The 20581-nt window shown below is 64.2% G+C and carries 20 protein-coding genes; 12 read left to right on the top strand and 8 right to left on the bottom strand.

What is annotated here, in order from left to right; genetic code table 11:
* Positions 1-25: 25 nt before the first annotated feature.
* Entirely contained in the window at positions 26-577 is a 552-nt protein-coding gene (flhC, locus tag ACP7DD_RS00325; protein WP_426172697.1) for a flagellar transcriptional regulator FlhC, read from the bottom strand.
* A gap of 58 nt (positions 578-635) precedes the next feature.
* Complete coding sequence (flhD, locus tag ACP7DD_RS00320; RefSeq protein WP_099787901.1) at positions 636-953, bottom strand: flagellar transcriptional regulator FlhD; 318 nt, start codon at positions 951-953, stop codon at positions 636-638.
* Between the two features lie 504 nt (positions 954-1457).
* Between flhD and kynU the strand changes: the two genes are divergently transcribed.
* The 3 genes from kynU to ACP7DD_RS00305 are packed head-to-tail and all read left to right on the top strand — an operon-like array spanning position 1458 to position 4119.
* Positions 1458-2705, top strand: coding sequence for a kynureninase (gene kynU, locus ACP7DD_RS00315; RefSeq protein ID WP_426172696.1), 1248 nt, complete (start codon positions 1458-1460; stop codon positions 2703-2705).
* On the top strand, positions 2629-3558 hold the full coding sequence (kynA, locus tag ACP7DD_RS00310) for a tryptophan 2,3-dioxygenase (RefSeq protein WP_426172695.1): 930 nt from the start codon (positions 2629-2631) through the stop codon (positions 3556-3558). The genes kynU and kynA overlap by 77 nt, the downstream gene beginning before the upstream one ends.
* 15 nt (positions 3559-3573) lie before the next feature.
* Positions 3574-4119, top strand: a complete 546-nt coding sequence (locus ACP7DD_RS00305; protein WP_426172694.1) for an RBBP9/YdeN family alpha/beta hydrolase — start codon at positions 3574-3576, stop codon at positions 4117-4119.
* A 59-nt stretch (positions 4120-4178) separates the two neighbouring features.
* Here ACP7DD_RS00305 and htpG read toward each other — a convergent pair whose 3' ends face one another.
* Complete coding sequence (gene htpG, locus ACP7DD_RS00300) at positions 4179-6092, bottom strand: molecular chaperone HtpG (RefSeq protein ID WP_426172693.1); 1914 nt, start codon at positions 6090-6092, stop codon at positions 4179-4181.
* A gap of 76 nt (positions 6093-6168) precedes the next feature.
* A complete protein-coding gene (locus ACP7DD_RS00295; protein WP_426172692.1) occupies positions 6169-7635 on the bottom strand; it encodes a PLP-dependent aminotransferase family protein in 1467 nt (488 codons plus the stop codon).
* Between the two features lie 75 nt (positions 7636-7710).
* Here ACP7DD_RS00295 and ACP7DD_RS00290 point away from each other — a divergent pair, with 75 nt between their 5' ends.
* The 7 genes from ACP7DD_RS00290 (at position 7711) to ACP7DD_RS00260 (ending at position 15459) form a co-directional block, all read left to right on the top strand.
* Positions 7711-8637 (top strand): DMT family transporter, encoded by a 927-nt coding sequence (locus ACP7DD_RS00290; RefSeq protein WP_426172691.1) that lies wholly within the window; start codon positions 7711-7713, stop codon positions 8635-8637.
* Between the two features lie 146 nt (positions 8638-8783).
* Positions 8784-9245 carry a RidA family protein gene (locus ACP7DD_RS00285; protein WP_426172690.1) on the top strand — a complete coding sequence of 154 codons (462 nt, stop codon included), beginning with the start codon at positions 8784-8786 and terminating at the stop codon, positions 9243-9245.
* Positions 9246-9366: 121 nt separating this feature from the next.
* Entirely contained in the window at positions 9367-10560 is a 1194-nt protein-coding gene (locus tag ACP7DD_RS00280) for a PLP-dependent aminotransferase family protein (protein WP_426172689.1), read from the top strand.
* A 183-nt stretch (positions 10561-10743) separates the two neighbouring features.
* Positions 10744-12084, top strand: coding sequence for a diguanylate cyclase (locus tag ACP7DD_RS00275; RefSeq protein ID WP_426172688.1), 1341 nt, complete (start codon positions 10744-10746; stop codon positions 12082-12084).
* Positions 12085-12215: 131 nt separating this feature from the next.
* The gene (gene dapC / locus ACP7DD_RS00270; protein WP_426172687.1) at positions 12216-13460 is read left to right on the top strand and encodes a succinyldiaminopimelate transaminase; all 1245 of its coding nucleotides are present in this window, start codon (positions 12216-12218) and stop codon (positions 13458-13460) included.
* Positions 13457-14284 carry a 2,3,4,5-tetrahydropyridine-2,6-dicarboxylate N-succinyltransferase gene (gene dapD, locus ACP7DD_RS00265; protein ID WP_426172686.1) on the top strand — a complete coding sequence of 276 codons (828 nt, stop codon included), beginning with the start codon at positions 13457-13459 and terminating at the stop codon, positions 14282-14284. The genes dapC and dapD overlap by 4 nt, the downstream gene beginning before the upstream one ends.
* Before the next feature lie 29 nt (positions 14285-14313).
* Positions 14314-15459: a PilT/PilU family type 4a pilus ATPase gene (locus tag ACP7DD_RS00260; RefSeq protein ID WP_426172685.1), complete on the top strand. Its 1146-nt coding sequence runs from the start codon at positions 14314-14316 to the stop codon at positions 15457-15459.
* Between the two features lie 13 nt (positions 15460-15472).
* Here ACP7DD_RS00260 and ACP7DD_RS00255 read toward each other — a convergent pair whose 3' ends face one another.
* A complete protein-coding gene (locus ACP7DD_RS00255) occupies positions 15473-15655 on the bottom strand; it encodes a DUF3606 domain-containing protein (protein ID WP_426172684.1) in 183 nt (60 codons plus the stop codon).
* A 286-nt stretch (positions 15656-15941) separates the two neighbouring features.
* On the opposite strand from ACP7DD_RS00255, the gene ACP7DD_RS00250 reads away from it, so the two are divergent.
* Both ACP7DD_RS00250 and ACP7DD_RS00245 read left to right on the top strand, forming a co-directional pair.
* Positions 15942-16478: a pyridoxamine 5'-phosphate oxidase family protein gene (locus tag ACP7DD_RS00250; protein ID WP_426172683.1), complete on the top strand. Its 537-nt coding sequence runs from the start codon at positions 15942-15944 to the stop codon at positions 16476-16478.
* 74 nt (positions 16479-16552) lie between these two features.
* Positions 16553-16972, top strand: a complete 420-nt coding sequence (locus ACP7DD_RS00245) for a VOC family protein (RefSeq protein ID WP_426172682.1) — start codon at positions 16553-16555, stop codon at positions 16970-16972.
* Here ACP7DD_RS00245 and ACP7DD_RS00240 read toward each other — a convergent pair.
* Genes ACP7DD_RS00240 through ACP7DD_RS00230 form a run of 3 tightly spaced genes read right to left on the bottom strand, consistent with a single transcriptional unit; the run spans position 16944 to position 20454 of the window.
* Positions 16944-17300 carry a YybH family protein gene (locus ACP7DD_RS00240; protein WP_426172681.1) on the bottom strand — a complete coding sequence of 119 codons (357 nt, stop codon included), beginning with the start codon at positions 17298-17300 and terminating at the stop codon, positions 16944-16946. The genes ACP7DD_RS00245 and ACP7DD_RS00240 overlap by 29 nt on opposite strands.
* A gap of 22 nt (positions 17301-17322) precedes the next feature.
* Entirely contained in the window at positions 17323-18075 is a 753-nt protein-coding gene (locus ACP7DD_RS00235; protein WP_426172680.1) for an MGMT family protein, read from the bottom strand.
* A gap of 36 nt (positions 18076-18111) precedes the next feature.
* Positions 18112-20454, bottom strand: a complete 2343-nt coding sequence (locus tag ACP7DD_RS00230) for an ATPase, T2SS/T4P/T4SS family (protein WP_426172679.1) — start codon at positions 20452-20454, stop codon at positions 18112-18114.
* Between the last annotated feature and the right edge of the window lie 127 nt (positions 20455-20581).

Genomic DNA, 20581 nt, shown 5'->3' with positions numbered 1-20581 from the left:
GATGGGAATGCGGTAATGCGGGAGGTCACGCGGCCAGCAGCGCCGCCGCGGCGTCTTTCGACTTCTTGGTCTTGCCGGCGCGCGAAGGCATGTGGCACAGGCCGCACTGGTAACCATCGTTCAGGTCGAGCTGGTTGACGACGAACTTGCCCTGGCAGCATTTGCAGGAGGCCATCGACAGCATCTTGCTCTGGAAGAAACGAACCAGGGTCCAGGCGCGCGTCAGCGACAGCAGCGGCTCTTCGCCCGGCTCCGGCGGCATTTGTTCGAGGTACAGCTTGTAGGCTTTCATCACCGCTTCGATGCCGGTGGCACCGGCGTGCTCGACGAGGAATTTGTGGATGTTGATGAACAGCGAGGAGTGGATGTTCGGCTGCCAGGTCAGGAACCAGTCGGTCGAAAACGGCAGCATGCCCTTCGGCGGCGACATTCCGCGCAGTTCCTTGTACAGCTTGAGCAGGCGTTCGCGCGACAGCGTCACTTCGGTTTCGAGCAATTGCAGGCGGGCGCCGAGCTGGATCAGTTCAATTGCCAGCTGAATTTCCTGGGCTTCCGTGACGACGCTTTTCTTGCTCATTTTGAAACTCCGTGTCTGCTACACCAAGAACTGCTGTGCTTGATTGAACCAGTGTGACTTACGCGATTTCTTCGACTGCCTGGCCGGCCATCAGGATGGCGGCGTGCGACTGTGCCAGGCTGCGGTCCTTGTTATAGTTAGTCAGCATGGAGAGGATGGCGCTGTCGTCAAATCGAAATCGGGCCAACATCATGTTGCCGCCTGCCAATTTGAGGATCTGGGCGTTGCTCATGCCTTCGATCAGTTCAGCGATGTCGGCGGCGATGCCGAGACGGAAGATCGCGGTTACCTTGTCTGCACGGATCATTTGCTGAGCGAGCATCAGGTAGCTCAGATTAGCATCACGAATTTCCGCCATCATGTCGTTCGCAGTCATTTCCATCTCCTTGAATCCGTTGAAATTCGGCAAGCAGTTGTATTGCCGATGAGATACATTCTGACTGTGTGGAAACTTTTACGAAATAGGACGAGGGATGTATTTTTCGTCGGGCAATGACGAGGTCGACCCGTCGGTGTTTGTCTGACAAACACAACGTGATCGTGGTCGCGCCCCTATGGGAACAGGGCGGAATTGACTGGCGGAAACTGCAAAATCTTGAAACTTCGACGCGCTTCTTCTGTCGTCTTATTTCGGTTACGTCAAAGTTATGGAGAACTTTAGGGTTTTTTTGAAATAAATCTAAAATTCTTTTAAATTTCATCCATGGAGTCTATTACGGCCCTGCTTTCGGGAACTTTAGGGCGGTTGCGAATTATTTTTGAACGGCTGCGGTAAGCTCGTTCTTTGTTAGACTGTCACTATTGGCCTGTATAGACGGCTTTGATGTTTTGCTGAAGGGTTCCGCATGCAGTCTCCCCTCTCTATTAGTAAAGCTTTCGCATGACGACACGAACCGACTGCCTGGCGCTTGACGCGCAGGACCCGCTGGCGCCGCTGCGCGCGCGCTTCGAGCTGCCGCCAGGCGTGATTTACCTCGACGGCAATTCGCTCGGCGCGCGGCCGAAGACGGCGCTGGCGCGCGCCACCGATGTGATCGCGCGCGAATGGGGCGAAGGGCTGATCCGCAGCTGGAACACGGCCGGCTGGTTCGACCTGCCCAAGCGCCTCGGCGACCGCCTCGCCCCGCTGATCGGCGCGCGCGCCGGCGAAGTGGTCATCACCGACAGCACCTCGCTGAACCTGTTCAAGGCGCTGGCGGCAGCGCTCGAGATGCAGGCGGACCGTCCCGGCGCGCCGCGCCGCACCATCGTCACCGAGCGCGCCAACTTCCCGACCGATATCTATATGGCGCAGGGACTGGCCAGCTGGCTGGCGCGTGGCTACACCGTGCGCCTGGTCGACGCGGTCCTTGACCTGCCGGCGGCGATCGACGCCGACTGCGCCGTGGTCATGCTCACCCACGTCAACTACCGCACCGGCTATCAGCACGACATGGCGGCCATCGGCAGCCACGCCCACGCCCAGGGCGCGCTGATGCTGTGGGACCTGGCCCATTCGGCCGGCGCGGTGCCGGTCGACCTGAACGCGGCCGGCGCCGACCTGGCGGTTGGCTGCACTTATAAGTACCTCAACGGCGGACCGGGCGCGCCAGCGTTCATCTGGGTGCCCGAGCGGCACCAGCCATCGTTTCGCCAGCCGCTGTCGGGCTGGTGGAGCCACGCGGCGCCGTTCGCGATGGCGCCCGCCTTCGCGCCCGCCGACGGCATCGGCCGCGCGCTGTGCGGCACCCAGCCGGTGGTCTCGCTCGCGCTGGTCGAATGCGGCCTCGAAGTGTTCGAGCAGACCGATATGGCGGCGATCCGCGCCAAGTCGCTCGCCCTCACCGACCTGTTCATCGACCTGGTGGAATCGCGCTGCGGCGAGCAAGCTCTGGGCCTGGTGACCCCGCGCGAACATGCCCGCCGCGGCAGCCAGGTCAGCTTCACCCATCCGCACGGCTACGCGGTGATGGCCGCACTGATCGAGCGCGGCGTCATCGGCGACTACCGCGAGCCGGCCATCATGCGCTTCGGTTTCACGCCGCTGTACACCAGCTTTGCCGACGTCTGGGATGCGGTCGAGATCCTGCGCGCCATCCTCGACGAACAAGCCTACGACATTGCCGCCAGCCGCGGCGCGGTCACCTGACAGAGAACCCATGAGCGACGACACCAAATGCCCGGCCGAATGGCATGGCGCCAAGATGGACTTCAGCACCGCGATGAGCTACGGCGACTACCTGGGGCTCGAGCAGATCCTCAACGCCCAGCATCCGCGCTCGCCGAATCACAACGAGATGCTGTTCATCGTCCAGCACCAGACCAGCGAACTGTGGCTCAAGCTGATGCTGCACGAGCTGCAGGCGGTGCGCTTGAACATGCGCGCCGGCGAACTGGCGCCGGCCTTCAAGATGCTCGCGCGGGTGGCGCGCATCATGGACCAGCTGGTGCACGCGTGGGATGTGCTGGCGACGATGACGCCGCCGGAGTACACCGCGATCCGCCCGTTCCTGGGCGCCTCTTCGGGCTTTCAGTCGCACCAGTACCGCGAACTCGAGTTCATATTGGGGAACAAGAACGCCGCGCTGCTGTCGGTACACAGCACCGCGCCGGCCGCGCAGCAGATGCTCGAACGCGAGCTGCATGCGCCGTCGGTGTACGACGAAGCGGTGATGCTGCTCTCGCGCAGCGGCTTTGCCATCGCGCCGGAGCGCCTGGCCGCCGACTGGACGCTGCCGACGGCGCACGACGACTCCGTAAAAGCGGCGTGGCTGGGCGTCTACCAGGATCCCGGCAAGCACTGGGCGCTGTACGAGCTCGCTGAGAAGCTGGTCGACCTCGAAACCGCGTTTCGCTTCTGGCGCTTCCGCCACGTCACGACGGTGGAGCGCATCATCGGCTTCAAGACCGGTACCGGCGGCACCGCTGGCGTGAGCTACCTGCGCAAGATGCTCGACGTGGTACTGTTCCCCGAGCTGTTCTCGCTGCGCACCGCGCTGTAAATGAAAGGAACTGGTATGGAATGCGACGTATTGGTACTGGCCGGACTGTGGAATTCAGGACCTCAGCACTGGCAGACGCTGTGGCAGCACAAGTATCCGGCCTGGCAGCGCGTGCCGCACCGCGACTGGATCAACCCCGACTGCCACGAGTGGGTGGTCGAGCTCGATGCGGCGATTGCGGCCGCCGAAGGCCCGCCGATGCTGGTGGCGCACGGCCTGGCGTGCGCCCTGGTGGCGCACTGGGCAGCGTCCGACTCGGCGCTGAAGGTGGCAGGCGCATTCCTGGTCGCGCCCAGCGACGTCGAGGCGCCGTCGTATCCGGCAGACGCCAGCAGCTTCAAGCCGATGCAGCTTGCCAAGCTGGCGTTTCCGAGCATCGTGGTGGCCAGTTCGAACGATCCATACGTGACAATCGAGCGCGCGCGTCAGTTCGCCCAGGCGTGGGGCAGCCGGTTCGTTGAAATCGGCGCGGCCGGCCATATCAATGGCGACAGCGGGCATGGCGCGTGGCCGGAGGGCGAAAAGCTGCTGGCCGATTTTTGCGCCGAGCTGTCAAAGTAAATATGAATAAAAAAAGGGCAGAGAATTTTCTCTGCCCTTTTTTCCGTACTACCCCTGGCTTACTTCGCCAGCAGCATCTCGTTGAGGCGCTTGACGAAGGTGGCCGGATCGGCCAGCGATCCGCCTTCGGCCAGCAGCGCCTGGTCGAACAGGATATGCGCCCACGACGAGAACTTCTCGCCGTCGCCTTCCTCGTTCTTCAGGCGCGCCACCAGCGGGTGGTTCGGATTGATCTCGAGGATGGGCTTCGACTCGGGCGCGTCCTGGCCGGCGGCCTTCAGCATGCGCAGCAGGTTGCCGGACAATTCGTTCTCGTCGGCGACCAGGCAGGCCGGCGAATCGGTCAGGCGGAACGTGATGCGCACGTCCTTGGCCTTCTCGCCCAGCGCCGTCTTCATCTTCTCGACCAGGTCCTTGTACGAGGTCTCGGTTTCCTCGTGCTCCTTTTTCTCGGCTTCGTCCTCGAGCGCGCCCAGGTCAAGGTCGCCCTTGGCCACCGACACCAGCTCCTTGCCTTCGAACTCGGTCAGGAACGACAGCATCCACTCGTCGACGCGGTCCGTCAGCAGCAGCACTTCAACGCCCTTCTTGCGGAAGATCTCGAGGTGCGGGCTGTTCCTGGCCGCGATGTAGTTGTCGCCGGCGACGTAGTAGATCTTCGACTGGCCTTCCTTCATGCGCGATACATAATCGGCCAGCGACGTCGTCTGCTCGCCGCTGTCGTTGGCGGTCGAAGCGATGCGCAGCAGCTTGGCGATGCGGTCCTTGTTGGTGGCGTCTTCGCCGATGCCTTCCTTCAGGACCTGGCCGAATTCCTTCCAGAAGGTAGTGTACTTGTCCTTCTTCTCCTGCTCGTCGGCGTTGGCCAGTTCTTCCAGCATTCCCAGCACGCGCTTGGTCGAGCCTTCGCGGATCACCTTGACGTCGCGCGACTCCTGCAAAATCTCGCGCGAGACGTTCAGCGGCAGGTCGTTCGAGTCGATCACGCCCTTGATGAAGCGCAGGTAGGCCGGCATCAGCTGCTCGGCGTCGTCCATGATGAACACGCGCTTGACGTACAGCTTGATGCCGCCGCGCTTGTTGCGGTCCCACAGGTCGAACGGCGCGTGGCTCGGCACGTACAGCAGCTGGGTGTACTCGCTGCGGCCCTCGACGCGGTTGTGCGTCAACGTCAGCGGCGCCTGGAAGTCGTGCGAGACGTGCTTGTAGAATTCGTCGTACTGCTCCTGGGTGACGTCGGCCTTGTTGCGAGCCCACAGCGCGCTGGCCTGGTTGATGGTCTCGAATTCGTCCTTGATCACCTGCTCGTTTTTCTCGGCGTCCCACTCCTCTTTGCGCATCTGGATCGGCAGCGAGATGTGGTCGGAGTACTTGCGGATGATCGACTTGAGCTTCCAGCTCGACAGCAGCTCTTCTTCGCCGTCGCGCAAATGCAGGATCACGTCGGTGCCGCGGTTGGTCTTCTCGATCGGCTCGACCGAGTAGTCGCCCTCGCCGCGCGACTCCCAGCGCACGCCTTCGGAGGCGAAGGCGCCGGCGCGGCGCGTGTTGACGATGATCCGCTCGGCGACGATGAAGCCGGAGTAGAAGCCGACGCCGAACTGTCCGATCAGGGCTGCGTCGGCCTGCTGGTCGCCGGACAGCTTGCCGAAGAACTCCTTGGTGCCTGACTTGGCGATCGTGCCGAGGTGCGAGATGACTTCATCGCGGCCCATGCCGATGCCGTTGTCGGAGATGGTGATGGTCTTGGCGTCCTTGTCGAACGAGACGATGATCTTGAGCTCATGGTCATTACCATACAGCGCATCGTTATTGATCGCCTCGAAGCGCAGCTTGTCGGCGGCGTCGGACGCATTCGAGATCAGCTCGCGCAGGAAAATCTCCTTGTTCGAATACAGGGAGTGAATCATCAACTGCAGCAGCTGCTTTACTTCAGCTTGAAAACCAAGGGTTTCTTTTTCGGCGACGGCCATTTTTTTCCTCTTGTGAAACGGTTTAATAAACGAACGGATTGTTGCAAGATTGGGGTCGAAAAAGCAATTTCAAGGGCTAGCCTTTGCCGATTTCGCGCTGCAGAAACTCCCAGACGGTCGGCTCTTGCATCGCAGCCACATTTAGCCGCATCTTCGTCGACGGCAGCTGGTTCGGCGAAAACAGGCTGCCCGGCGCCAGCAGCAGTCCGGTGGCCATGGCCCGCTCGGTCAACACGCTCGTATCGACCCCGGCGTCGGCCCAGACGAACATTCCCGCCGTCGGCGCCACGCCGACCTTCAGCCCCACCTTCTCCATCTGCCGCACGGTCCTGGTGCGTACCGTGTCGAGCCGCGCGCGGATGCGGTCGAGGTGCTTGCGGTACAGGCCCTCGGACAGGATCTTGTAGACCACCCGCTCGGCGATGTCGCTGCTGGTCAGCGTGGCCAGCATCTTGCGGTCGGCCAGCCGCTGCGCCCATTCGGGCGAGGTGGCGATGAAGCCGACGCGCAGGTTGGCGGCCATCGATTTCGAAAACCCGCCCAGGTAAATCACCCGCTGCAGCTGGTCGAGCGCGGCGATGCGGGTGGCCGGCTGCACCGCCGGTCCCGGATGCAGGTCGCAGTAGATGTCGTCCTCGACGATCGTGAAGCCGTGCTCCTCGGCCAGGCGCAGCACCTGGAACGCCTTGGCCGCCGACAGCGACGTCGACGTGGGATTGTGCAGCACCGAGTTGATGATGTAGAGCTTCGGCTTGTGCAGCGCCGCCAGCTGCGCCAGCTGGACCAGGTCGGGGCCATCGGCCAGGCGCGGAATGCCGACCACGCGCGCGCCGAGCGCGGCGAAGGAGCCGAACATCAGGTACCAGGCCGGGTCGTCGACGAAGATGGTGTCGCCGGGGCGGGTGAATTCGCGCGCCACCAGGTCCAGCGCCTGCGTCACGCCGACGGTGGTGACGACCTGGCCGGGGCCGGCATCGATTTCGAGCTCGGCCAGTTTGCGCTGCAGCTGCTGGCGCAGCGGCAGGAAGCCTTGCGGCGCACCATAGTTGAGCAGCAGGCTGGCGTGCTGGCGGCCGACGCCGCGCAGCGCGTTGGCGATGCCGGGGCCGTCGAGCCAGTCGGCCGGCAGCACGCCGGATCCTGGCGCCTGCTGTGTCGGCGAAGCGTTGAACATGTGACGGATCAGCCAGACCACGTCGAGCGGCCGGCGCGGGCCAGCCGCCGCGGCCTCGCTGGCGAACGCGCCGGCCGCCGGCGCCGCCGAGCGCTCGCCGGTATTTAATGGCGAACGCTCGCGCACGAAAAAGCCGGCGCCGCGGCGCGACTCGAGGTAGCCGCGCGCGACCAGCTTGTCGTAGCTTGCCACCACTGTGAAGGCCGACACCGCGTGGGCGGCGGCGAACTGGCGGATCGACGGCATGCGGGCGCCGCCGCGCAGCAGCTTGTCGTCGATGCGGGCGGCGACCGAACGGGCAATCTGGTCGATCAGCGTTTCGCCGGCGTCGCGCGACAACAAGGTGGTGAAAGGCAGTGTACTGGTCATTTTACCGTCACAGTATGAGAAATTAACTGAGTGAGTGTACTCGCACTGTACTGGTTTTGTCGTCTAGGATACCTGATGCACAAAACTATTGGAATTCCGGTAAGCCCATCGGCCGGCGCCGCCAGCGCGGACGAAACGCGCGGCATGCTGCTCGGCCTGGCGGGGGTGGCGATATTCAGCCTGACTTTGCCATTTACGCGCATGGCCGTGGCCGGCCTCGACCCGGCCTTTGTCGCCCTTGGCCGCGCGCTCGTCGCCGCCGTTCTGGGCGCAGTCTGGCTGCGCTGGAACCGCGCGCCGTTGCCGCCGCGCTCGGCGCTGTTGCCGCTGGCGATGGTGTCGCTCGGCTGCGTGATCGGCTTCCCGTGGCTGACATCGATTGCGCTGCGCACCCTGCCGGCCTCGCACGGCGCCGTACTGGTCGGCATCTTGCCGCTGGCCACCGCCGTGTTCTCCGCGCTGCGCGGCAACGAAAAGCCATCTCGCGGCTTTTGGGCCATGGCGCTGCTGGGTACTGGCCTGGTGATCGGCTTCGCGCTGCGCCAGAGCGGCGGCAGCTTTCACCTGGCCGACCTGTTAATGTTCGCCGCCGTCGTGCTTGGCGCGCTCGGCTACGCCGAAGGTGGGCGCCTGGCGCGCACGCTCGGCGGCCAGCAGGTGATCAGCTGGGCGCTGGTGCTGTCGGTGCCGCTGGTGGCGCCGCTGGTGCTGTGGCTGTGCTGGTCGCGGCTGGGCAGCTTCGCCGACGCCGGCGCCGGCGCCTGGATCGGCTTCGCCTACGTATCCGTATTCTCGATGTTCATCGGCTTCTTTTTCTGGTATCGCGGCATGGCCGTCGGCGGCATCGCGCGGGTCGGCCAGGTGCAGCTGGTGCAGCCGTTCCTGACGCTGGTTGGCGCCGCCCTGCTGCTGGGCGAGCCGCTCGAGCTGTCGAACTTCGCCTTTGCATTTGCGGTGATCGCGGTGGTGGCCGCCGGTCGCAAGATGCAGGTGCGCCGCTAGCGAATCAGTGCTGGGGTCAGGTCTGACGTTCGGACATTTTGCTGGGGTCAGGTCTCTTAATGTCGGACCTGACCCTAGCGTGTGGTGGGCAGCGAAGCGTGCCGGACGTACAATACCGTCTTTCTTTTATCAAATCAGGATCGATCATGTCCGTTTACCAAAAACTCAAAGAACACAACATCACCCTGGCGGCGCCGGCCGCGCCCGTCGCCGCGTATGTGATGTATGTGCAAACCGGTAACTTGATCTTTTTGTCCGGACACATCGCCAAGAACGCGGACGGCACGCCGAACGTCGGTCAGCTGGGCAAGAACAAGAGCACCGAAGAAGGCAATCAGGCCGCGCGCACGATCGCCATCGACCTGGTCGGCACGCTGCAGGAAGCCTGCGGCGGCGACCTGACCCGCGTCAAGCGTATCGTCAAGCTGATGAGCCTGGTGAACTCGACCCCCGACTACACCGAACACCACCTGGTCACCAACGGCGCCTCCGAGCTGCTCGGCGAACTGTTCGGCGACGCCGGCAAGCACGCCCGCTCGGCCTTCGGCGTCGCCCAGGTGCCGCGCGGCGCCTGCGTCGAGATCGAAATGATCGTCGAGGTGGCGTAAGCGCCTCCCCCACCCCATCCCGGATGGCGCTTATCCAGCGCTTTCCTTCGACGAAGCGGCCTACCCGGTTGCTTTATAATGGCCCAGCACCCGCGCGGCCCTTTCCTTCTGTGAGACCAGCATGAAAATTGAAAATCCAAACCCGATCACCTGGCACTTCGCCGACCGCGCCGCGGCCATGCAGAGTTCCTTCATCCGCGAGATCCTGAAGGTGACCCAGCGCCCGGATATCATCTCGTTTGCCGGCGGCCTGCCGTCGGCCGACACCTTCCCGGTCGAGAAGATGAAGAGCGCATTCGACAAGGTGCTGACCGAAAGCGGTCGCGTAGCGCTGCAGTACGGCCCGACCGACGGCTTCCCGCCGCTGCGCGAATGGATCGCCAATTCGCTGTCCACCGAAGGCTGCACCATCGCCGCCGAGCAGGTGTTGATGACGTCCGGCTCGCAGCAGGCGCTCGACCTGATCGGCAAAGTGCTGATCGACGAAGGCAGCCGCGTGCTGGTCGAGACGCCGAGCTACCTCGGCGCGCTGCAGGCGTTCTCGGTGTACCGCCCGGAATTCGCCTCGGTCGCCACCGACGACCATGGCCTGGTGCCAAGCTCGATCGACGCCGTCGTCAAGGGCGCGCGCATGCTGTACGCGCTGCCGAACTTCCAGAACCCGACCGGCCGCAGCCTGTCCGTCGAGCGCCGCCTGGAACTGGTCGAAACGTGCGCGCGCCACAACCTGCCGCTGATCGAGGACGATCCGTACGGCGCGCTCAGCTACAAGGGCGAGCCTTACCCGAAAATGCTGAACATGAACCCGGAAGGCGTCATCTATATGGGCTCGTTCTCGAAGGTGCTCACGCCCGGCATCCGCCTCGGCTACGTGGTCGCGCCGCTGCCGCTGGTACGCCGCCTCGAGCTGGCCAAGCAGGCCGCCGACCTGCACACCTCGCAACTGACCCAGATGGTGGTGCACGAAGTGATCAAGGACGGCTTCCTGCAAGAGCACATCCCGACCATCCGCGCGCTGTACGCCAAGCAGTGCCAGGCCATGCTCGATGCGATGAAGGAACACTTCCCGTCGAACGTCAGCTGGACCAAGCCGGAAGGCGGCATGTTCATCTGGGTGCAGCTGCCAAAGCACATCGACGCGATGAGGCTGCTCGACCAGTCGCTCGCCGCCAAGGTCGCCTTCGTGCCCGGCGCCCCGTTCTACGCCAACGAGCCGGAGATGAACACCTTGCGCCTGTCGTTCGTGACCGTCTCGCCAGCCCGCATCCAGGAAGGCATCGCCATCCTCGGCAAGCTGATCGCAGCGTTCAAGTAGTGCTCGAGTAAGGTCCATGCAGGTAAACTGCACGTGCGTTGCCGGCGCCGTTGGGGACGCACTTCAGCAACCATCCGTCAACCCGTCGTTGTAAACGGCGGTTGCGCAGCTACAACAGCAATGCCTAACCTCTAGGCAACAATTCTTACCTGAAAAGATTACTTAAGGGTATGATTTTGTCGTATGAGCTACTATGCCTCACCGACCTTGTCCCCTGCCCGCGCGCCCGCGATCCTGATCGTCGACGACGCTCCGGCCAGCCTTGGCGTGCTGCGCACGATGATGAGCAAGCAGGGATACCAGACCTTCGTCGCGACCTCCGGCGAGCGCGCGTTGTCGCTCGCGCAGCGGGTCCAGCCTGATCTGATTTTGCTCGACGTCGTCATGCCCGGCATGGACGGCCTCGAAACGTGCCGCCAGCTCAAGGGCGACGCCCGTACGCAGAACATCCCCGTCATTTTCATGAGCGCCAAGTCCGACACCGACGACATCGTCGCCGGCTTCGACATCGGCGCGGCCGACTACATCGGCAAGCCGCTGCGCATGGCTGAAGTGCGCGCGCGCGTGCGCGCCCAGCTGCAGATGCGCTGCACCAGCGCCGCCCAGAAGGACCAGGCCGACCGCCTGCGCATGATCGTCGACGCCATGGACGAAGGACTGATGGTGATCGAGGCGTCCGGGCGCATCCAGTACAGCAACCCGGCCTGCGAGCGCCATCTCGGCTACGGCGCCGACGAACTGGCAGGCCACGCGCTGTCCGATCTGCTCGGCGCCACGCTGGCGCAGGAATACCTCGACTATTTCGCCGCATGCGCCGCCGACCCCGCCGCGGTGCACCCGGGCGGCGCGCGCGAAGTGCTGATCCGCCACCGCGACGGCGCCCTGCGCGCGATGGACCTGACGCTCACGCCGATGGTCGCCGACGAGCCGCTGTTCATCGGCCTGCTGCACGACATCACCCATCACAAGCGCTCCGAGACGGCGCTGCAGCACGCCGCGATGGTCGACCAGCTGACCCAGATCGCCAATCGACGCCGCTTCGACAGCTTCCTCGAACAGGAGTGGCTGCGCGCGATCCGCAGCGGCCAGCCGCTGTCGCTGATCTTGCTCGACGTCGACCATTTCAAGCTGTACAACGACACACTCGGGCACGCCGCCGGCGACATCTGCCTGCAGCAGGTGGCCGCCGCGCTGCAATCGCGCGCCCTGCGCACCACCGACCTGGCGGCGCGCTACGGCGGCGAGGAATTCGTGCTGCTGTTCGCCGAGACCGCGCTCGACACGGCGGTCGTGCTGGCCGAGTCGATCCGCGCGCAGGTCGAATCGCTGCACCTGCCGCACCCGCGTTCGAGCACCAGCGAGTGGCTCACCGTCAGCATCGGCGTGGCCACCGTCGTGCCGACCCAGTTCGACCGCATCGAAGAGTTCTTCGTCGCCGCCGACCGCATGATGTACGCCGCCAAGGACGCCGGCCGCAACCGCGTGATGGCCCCAGTCGCGTCGCAACACTGGTGTCAGGTCTGACATTCGGACATTTCGACTTCCAAATGTCCGAATGTCAGACCTGACACCAGCCCCTGGCCGGCTCGGGCTGCATCGACTTATCGGCGCTATAATGGCCAGGCAACGTCACACACGCTAACCCTGGTACCGCCGTGAATCCACATCTCGACAAGCTGCACCCTTACCCGTTCGAAAAACTGCGCCGGCTGTTTGCCGAAGTAGCGCCGAACCCGGGCTACCTGCCCATCAGCCTTGGCATGGGCGAGCCCAAGCACCCTACGCCGCCGTTCATCCACAAGGCACTGACGCACAGCCTGCACGGCCTGGCGAGCTACCCGAGCACGGTCGGCAGCGAGCCGTTGCGCGCGGCGATCGCCGGGTGGCTGGAGCGCCGCTACGGCGTGCCGCCGCTCGACGCGGCTACCCAGGTGCTGCCGGTCAACGGCTCGCGCGAGGCGCTGTTCGCCATCGCCCACTGCGTCATCGATCCATCCAGGCGCGCGCTGGTGATGTGCCCGAACCCGTTCTACCAGATCTACGAGGGCGCCGCCTACCTGGCCGGCGCCGAGCCGTACTTCGTCAACTCCGACCCGGCGCGCAATTTCGCCTGCGACTACGCCAGCGTGCCCGACGACGTGTGGCCGCGCGTGCAGCTTCTGTACCTGTGCTCACCGGGTAACCCGACCGGCGCGATCCTGTCGCTGGACGACTGGAAAACACTGTTCGCGCTGGCCGACAGGCACGGCTTCGTCATCGCCGCCGACGAGTGCTATTCGGAGATCTATCACGGCAGCACGGCGCCATTGGGCGCGCTGGAAGCGGCGCACCAGCTCGGCCGCAGCGGCGGCGCGCGTCCGTACGCCAACCTGGTGGTGTTTTCCAGCCTGTCGAAGCGCTCGAACGTGCCGGGCATGCGCTCGGGCTTCGTCGCCGGCGACCCGGCCGTCATCCGGAAATTCCTCCTCTACCGCACCTACAGCGGCGGCGCCATGTCGCCGCCGGTGCAGGCGGCGTCGATCGCCGCCTGGGGCGACGAGACCCACGTGCAGGAGAACCGCGCCAAGTACAAGGAGAAGTTCGCACTGGTGACGCCGCTGCTGCGCGAGGTGCTCGACGTCGAGTTGCCCGATGCCGGCTTCTACCTGTGGGCCGACGTGCGCAGAAGCGGCCTGTCGGACACCGAATTTGCCCGCCGCCTGTATGCCGAATACAATGTCACGGTACTGCCGGGCAGCTACCTGGCGCGCGAGGCGCACGGCGCCAACCCGGGCATGAACCGCATCCGCATGGCGCTGGTCGCCGAAGTCGACGAAGGGCTCGAGGCGGCCCAGCGCATCGTCCGGTTTTGCCGCGCGCTCAAGTCATCCACTTATCCACTACCTAAGCAGACATCATGACTCAACAGCTCCAGACCATCATCGACACGGCGTGGGATCAGCGCGCCGAGATCAATCCCGCCAACGGCGCAGCCGAACTGCGCGACGCGGTCGCCCACGTCATCGCCGGCCTTGACGACGGCAGCTTGCGCGTGGCGCAAAAAACCGGCGCCGACTGGGTCGTCAACCAGTGGATCAAGAAGGCGGTGCTGCTGTCGTTCCGCCTCAAGAACAACTGCGTGATGGAGGCCGGCGACGGCATGCGCTTCTACGACAAGGTGCCCGGCAAGTTCGCCGACTACAGCGCCGACGATTTCGCCCGCGGCGGCTTTCGCGTTGTGCCGGGCGCGGTCGCCCGCCGCGGCAGCTTCATCGGCAAGAACGTCGTGTTGATGCCGTCGTTCGTCAACATCGGCGCCTATGTCGATGAAGGCACCATGGTCGACGCCTGGGCCACCGTCGGCTCGTGCGCGCAGATCGGCAAGAACGTCCACCTGTCCGGCGGCGTCGGCATCGGCGGCGTGCTCGAACCGATGCAGGCCAATCCGACCATCATCGAAGACAACTGCTTCATCGGCGCGCGCTCGGAAGTCGTCGAAGGCGTCATCGTCGAAGAGAACTCGGTCATCTCGATGGGCGTGTACATCGGCCAGTCGACCAAGATCTACGACCGCGCTACCGGCGAAGTGACGTATGGCCGCATCCCGGCCGGCTCGGTCGTCGTATCGGGAAACCTGCCGTCCGACGACGGCAAGTACAGCCTGTACTGCGCCGTCATCGTCAAGCGGGTCGACGCCAAGACGCGCGCCAAGACCGGCATCAACGAGCTGCTGCGCGGGATCTGAGCCTACGATATGCACACGGGAGACAAATAATGGCGATGGACCGCTTGTTCCAGCTGATGAAAGAGAAGAACGCGTCGGACATGTTCTTTGCCGTGAACTCACCGGTGCATATCAAGATCAACGGGAACCTCATCCCGATCAACCAGCAAAAGCTCGAGCCGGACAACATCGAGTCGCTGCTGGCGGAAATCGCCACCCCGGCGCAGATGGAAGAGCTCAGGCGCGACAACGAACTCAATATGGGCATCTCGGTGCCCAACCTGGGGCGCTTCCGGCTGTCGGCGTTTCGCCAGCGCGGCTCGATCTCGGCGGTGTTTCGCTTCGTGCCGGCGAATATCCCGGCGCTGGGCGACCTCGGGCTGCCATCGATCCTGTCAGAACTGATCATGGAAAAGCGCGGCCTGCTGCTGCTGGTGGGCGCCACCGGCTCCGGCAAGTCGACCACTATCGCCTCGATGCTGGACCACCGCAACGAACTGCGCGCCGGCCACATCCTCACCTTGGAAGACCCGATCGAATACCTCTTCAAGAACAAGAAGTCGATCGTCAACCAGCGCGAGATCGGCAGCGACGCGGCCAGCTTTGCGACGGCGCTGCGCAACTCGATGCGGCAGGCGCCGGACTGCATCCTGATTGGCGAAATCCGCGACAAGGAAACCATGTCGGCGGCGCTGGCGTATGCGCAGTCGGGCCACCTGGTGCTGGCGACGCTGCATGCCAATAACAGCTACAACGCGCTCAATCGCATCATCAGTTTCTACCCGATCGAGAACCGGCCGGCGCTGCTGCAGGATCTGTCGTCGGCCGTCAAGGCAATCGTCTCGCAGCGGCTGGTGCGCTCGAGCGCCGGCGGCATCCGCCAGGCCGCGGTCGAAGTCATGGTCAATACCCGCTACGTGGCCGACCTGATCGAACAAGGCGAAATCGGCCAGATCAAGGAGGCGATGGAAAAGAGCCTGTCGCCAGGCTCGCAGACGTTCGAGGCGGCGCTGCTCGAACTGGTGCAAAGCGGCCTGGTATCGCAGGAAGAAGCGCTGGCGAACGCCGATTCGGCCACCAACCTGCTTTGGCTGCTCAACAACGGACCGGAGAGCAAGCACGCGCAGCAGGAGTCGGAACCGGCCAAGCCGGCCGACGAAGGCGCCTCGTTCACCGAGTTCACCCTCAATACCTGAAGCGCGCTGCCGCCTAACCCGTCAGCCCCAGCTGGCGGCGCACGTCGCCCACCTTTTCCCCGACCGCCTCGATCGCCCGAGCGAGGCGGTCGCGGCTCACTCCAAGTTCTTTTGACCAGTATTCGATCTCCGACTCGACATTGACGTTGATCCGGTCGTAGTCCTGCGGCCCTGGCTCCAGCGGATTGTCGGACATGGCGTTCCCCTTCATCGTGATTGGACAGCCCGACAATGCCAGCGATTTGGCGCAGCCACAGTTCGATGACGCACTCACCGTTACCTGATTATGTTCTTTCCTCAGTCTTTCCCAAGATCATTCATCGTCTCCTCAGTAACTCAAACATTCTGAAGATTTGACTCGTAGGGAGCGGTAGAGTTCTGAGAAAAGAACATAATCAGGCACCGTTATGTATCGAACGTTCGCAAATTTGGCCCGGCAGTACTATCTGTTCAGGACAAACCACGAACTACGGAGATCAGGCATGGACTCGATCAACAAGAATCAATCGGAAGAAAACCGCAAGGACCTCGTTGGCAAGGAGGCCATCGACAGGCTCAAGGAGATGGTCAAGGATGCCGAGACGTGCTTCTTCTGCACCGCCGACGCTTCCGGTGAAACGGGCGGCACGCGGCCGATGAGCGTGCGCGACGTCGACGACCAGGGCAACCTGTGGTTCCTCAGCGCGTCGGACAGCCACAAGAACGCGTCGATCGCCGCCGATCCCGCGGTGCGCCTGTTCTTCCAGGGTTCCAAGCATGCCGAGTTCCTCAGCATGAACGGCGCCGCCACCATCACGCGCGACAAGGCCGTCATCAAGAAGCTGTGGGGCTTCGTGCTGAAGACCTGGTTCACCGAAGGCGAAGACGATCCGCGCATCACCGCCATCAAGGTCACGCCGACCAATGCGTACTACTGGGACAACAAGCACGGCAGCGCGGTCGCCGGCGCCAAGATGCTCGTCGGCGCAGTCGTCGGCAAGACGCTCGACGATTCGATCGAAGGCAAGCTGAAGCCGTAGCCGGACGCATTGACGGACGAGGCGCAGGTCGCGGCCTGTGCTACGCTATCGCAACGACATTGCAGGAGAGCGCGATGGCAATCGAACTCGATCATTTCATCGTCCCGTGCCGCAACCGCGTCGCATCAGCCAGGCTGCTGGCCGAATTGCTCGGCGTGCCATGGGAAGAAACCTCGCATGGCGTGTTTTCGCCGGTCTACAGCAACGATGGCCCGACACTCGATTTCCAGCAGACCGAGGAAGCCTATCCGATCGCCCATTCCTGCTTCCGCGTCAGCCAGCAGGTGTTCGACGCGATCCTCGCGCGCATCCAGGGCGCCGGCATCGCCTACCGCAGCAACGTCCGCGGACCGGTCGACATGAAGATCAACGAGGACTACGGCGGCGACATGATTTACTGGAACGAGCCGGACGGGCACCGGTGGGAAATCCTGACGGTCAGCTACGCGCGACAGGCCGGCGCCGCTATCGCAGCGTCCAGGATGAAAAGCTGAACAGGAAACTGCCGTCCGGTTGCTGAACCAGGATATCGACAAACGAATGCTTCTCGCCGTGCCGGCCGCTGGCGGTCGCCGTCGCGTGCACTACCGGCGGAAAGAAGAAGAATTTTCGCGCTCCGATGCGCGCCTTGTCGCTCTCTTTCACGGCAGGCAGCTTGCTGTAGTGGGCGGCGATCGCATCGCGTCCGCGCAAAGCCTCCCCGGTCGGCAGCAGGATCGTCGCATCGTCGGCGTAAAAAGACGCCAGGCGCAGACCATCGCCAGCCTCGCGCGCCGCATCCCAATCGTCGACCAGGTCTCTGACCGGTTCCGGTATTTCCATTGTGCCCCCCTTGCTGATCGATTCATCCCGTCCACAGGAACGAGTGCAAATCCACAGAACCCGAAGTCACCCGCACGCCTTCGTCGGCCAGCCTGGCCTGTTGGCCGTGAACGAAATCGAGCAGCTTTCCGTGCGCGTTGACGATACGGTGCACCGGCAGCTGGTCCGGCATATGGCGCTTGATGTAGCCAGGCAGCGCACGAATGAAACTCTGGTCGACGCCCATCGCTATCGCCACGTCGAGGTATCGCACCACTTTGCCGGCCGGGATAGTCGAGACGAAGTCGCGAAATTTTTGCGCGGGCGATTCCGGCAGCGCGGCGTACCTGGCGGGGATGATGGTAACCGCGTCGCCGCGGCGAATCGCGCCGCCGCGCACAATGGTTCCCAGCACCCCGCGGCGATTGACGACTGCGGCCAGGTTCGGCACGACCCGCGCGATCCGTTTGCACGGCTCGCAAAACATGGTGAGCCTGATCTCCACACCGCCATCGGTGACGATCGCCGCGCCAGGCTTGAAGGGCGCCGCATCTGACATCGAGACGACCATGTTCTCGAACAGCACGCCCGGCGCCAGCGCCAGAGCGGCGAGCTCAGACTGCAGCGTGACCAGAATCTGCCGCGGGCTCAGACGATTGGCGTGGACGTCGCCGTCGATTCCCAGCGCGGCCGCGCAATCGAGCGCGTCGCATTCGACCAGCGGCTCGCCCCGGCGAACCTTGATGAAGAGCTTTTCTACTCTGCCGGGCGCGGGGACTGTCATCGATCGTTCCAAAGTGGGCCAGAACGGCCACTATACAGCGCTGCGCCGTCAGCCGATGCACACCATGCGCACCTGCTTCATGTCGGTGGCGCCGGCCAGCACTTTCTCGATGCCGTCCATTTTCAAGGTCAGCATGCCGTCGTCCAGCGCCGCCGTCAGCAGCTCCGTCACGCGCGCGCGCTCCTGCAGCATGTGCTTGATCCTGTCTGTCGCGATCATCAGTTCGTGCAGGCCGACGCGCCCCTTGTATCCCCGGTTGCATAGCGCGCAGCCAACCGGTTCGTACAAGGTGAAGCGCCCGGCGTCGTCGGCGTAACGCTCGAACCACGCCTTGCGCGCCAGCGCCATCCTCGCCTTGCGTTCCGCCTCGGATGCGGGCATCGGCCGGATCTCGGCGCAGTACTCGGCCAACAGGCTGTCGACCTCCGGCTCCGACGCCAGGTAGGGCCGGCGGCAATGCGTGCACAGCCGCCGCGCCAGCCGCTGCGCCAGCACGCCGAGCAAGGCGTCGGCGCAGTTGAACGGATCCATCCCCATGTCGAGCAGGCGCACAATCGACTCGGCGGCGCTGTTGGTATGCAGCGTGGCGAACACCAGGTGCCCGGTCAGTGACGCTTCCAGCACGATCGACACGGTCTCCTTGTCGCGCATTTCGCCGACCATGATGATGTCGGGGTCGGCGCGCAGGAACGAGCGCATCACGGTGGCGAAATCGAGGCCGATCTTGCGATTGACCTGTACCTGGCGCAGCCCCTTCTGGGTGATCTCGACCGGGTCCTCGACGGTCCAGATCTTGGTCTCCGGCGTGTTCAGGTAGCGCAGCACCGAATGCAGCGTGGTGGTCTTGCCCGAGCCGGTCGGCCCGCAGACGAAGAACAAGCCGTGTGGATTGGCCACCAGCTGCTTCAGGCGCGCCAGGTTATGCGGCAGCACGCCGAGTTGATCGAGCGGGATCGGCTCGCCAGCGGACAGGATGCGCATCACGACGTCTTCGACGCCGCCGGCCGACGGCATCGTCAGCACCCGCAGCTCGATGTCGAGCGGGACGTACTTGCCGAACCTGATCTTGCCGTCCTGCGGCTTGCGGTGTTCGGACGTATCGAGGTCGCACATGATCTTGATGCGCGCCAGCAGAGCGCTGCGATAGCTCGCCGGCACCTCGGCGTAAGGTTCCAGCGCGCCATCCTTGCGAAAGCGGATCAGCGTCTTGTCGTCGCCGACGCCGGGCTCGATGTGGATGTCGCTGGCGCCCTGGCGGTACGCATCGAGGATCATCTTGTGGACCAGCCTGACCAATTCATTGTCGTCGACCCCGCTCGACTCGGCGGCGTCGTCGCCCTGCCCCTGCGCGCCGGCCGGCAAGGCGTTGACCACGCCATCGGCATGACCGCCGAAGAACCTGTCGACCGTCAGCCTGAATTCGAGCTTGGTCGTCACCCGCAGCGCCAGCCGCGCCTTCGGAAACAGGTTGCGTACCATGCGCGAGTGCGTCACCGCTTCCGGATCGGTCGCCAGAATGACCAGCAAGTCCCGTTCCTGCTCGATGATGAGCCATCGGTTATGTTCGACGAACTCGCGTTTGAGCGTCTTCAGCACTCCGGCCGGCCGGCTGCGCTCGACCCGGAACGGCTCGTAGGGCACGCCGTAGAACCTGGCCAGCGCCGCGCCCAGCACCGGCAGCTTGACGTGGTAGTGCTGGACCAGGACGTTCTCGACGTCGCCGCCGGCGCCGGCCGCATGGTGCGCCCGCTCCAGCTGCACCGCGCTCAGCACGGCATCGGCCACGAGGAAATCGTACTTGGAGCGAAAGCCCGGCGCGGGCTTGAGGCGCTTGCGCAAGGCGACCGCCAGCGCGCCGCATACTTCCTTGATGCCTTCGGCGGCGATCGAGCGGAAGTAGCGGCCGGACCGGTTGTTCGACAGCTGCAGCACCCCGAGCAAGGTGTCGCCTTCGGCGTCGATCAGCGGCGCGACCAGCATCTGCCTGGTGCGCCGGCCGCTGCGCAGGTCGGCCTCGCGCGAGAAGCGAAGCGGCGGCGCGTGCGACGCCAGCTCGGTGTCGTCATACACGTCTCGGATGCAGACCGGGCGCCGGTGCAGCGCGACGTAGCCGGCAACGCTGTGGTCCGAAATCGGCATCGCCAGGTCGTGCGCCGCGCCGGGTCCCGTGTTGTGGCGCGGGACGATGGAGCCGTAGTCGCCGCTCACGCCGTACAGCACCATCGACTCGCACTCGAACAGCTCGCAGATGGCGCTTGCCACCTCGGGCAGGAACTGGCCGGCATCGACGGCGCCGCGAACCTGCTGGCTGAAGGCGAGCACCGCGCCGAAAAAACGCAAGCGGCTGTCGCGCCCGTCGGGCCTACCCGGTGTGTTCACTGGGCTTTGCATGGGCGCCGCCTAGCGCGTCGGCGTGGGAAAGTGCAGCCACATGGCAGGACCCTTTTCGAAGGACAGGACATTGCATACCCGTCAAGTATAGTTGCCAAAATTGAATAGCCAAACTGAGAGCGCCTTG

This window comes from Massilia sp. TWR1-2-2 (assembly GCF_049897565.1).
In the GTDB taxonomy this organism is placed as follows: domain Bacteria; phylum Pseudomonadota; class Gammaproteobacteria; order Burkholderiales; family Burkholderiaceae_D; genus JAFCUW01.
This window is presented reverse-complemented; position numbering and strand designations above follow the sequence as displayed.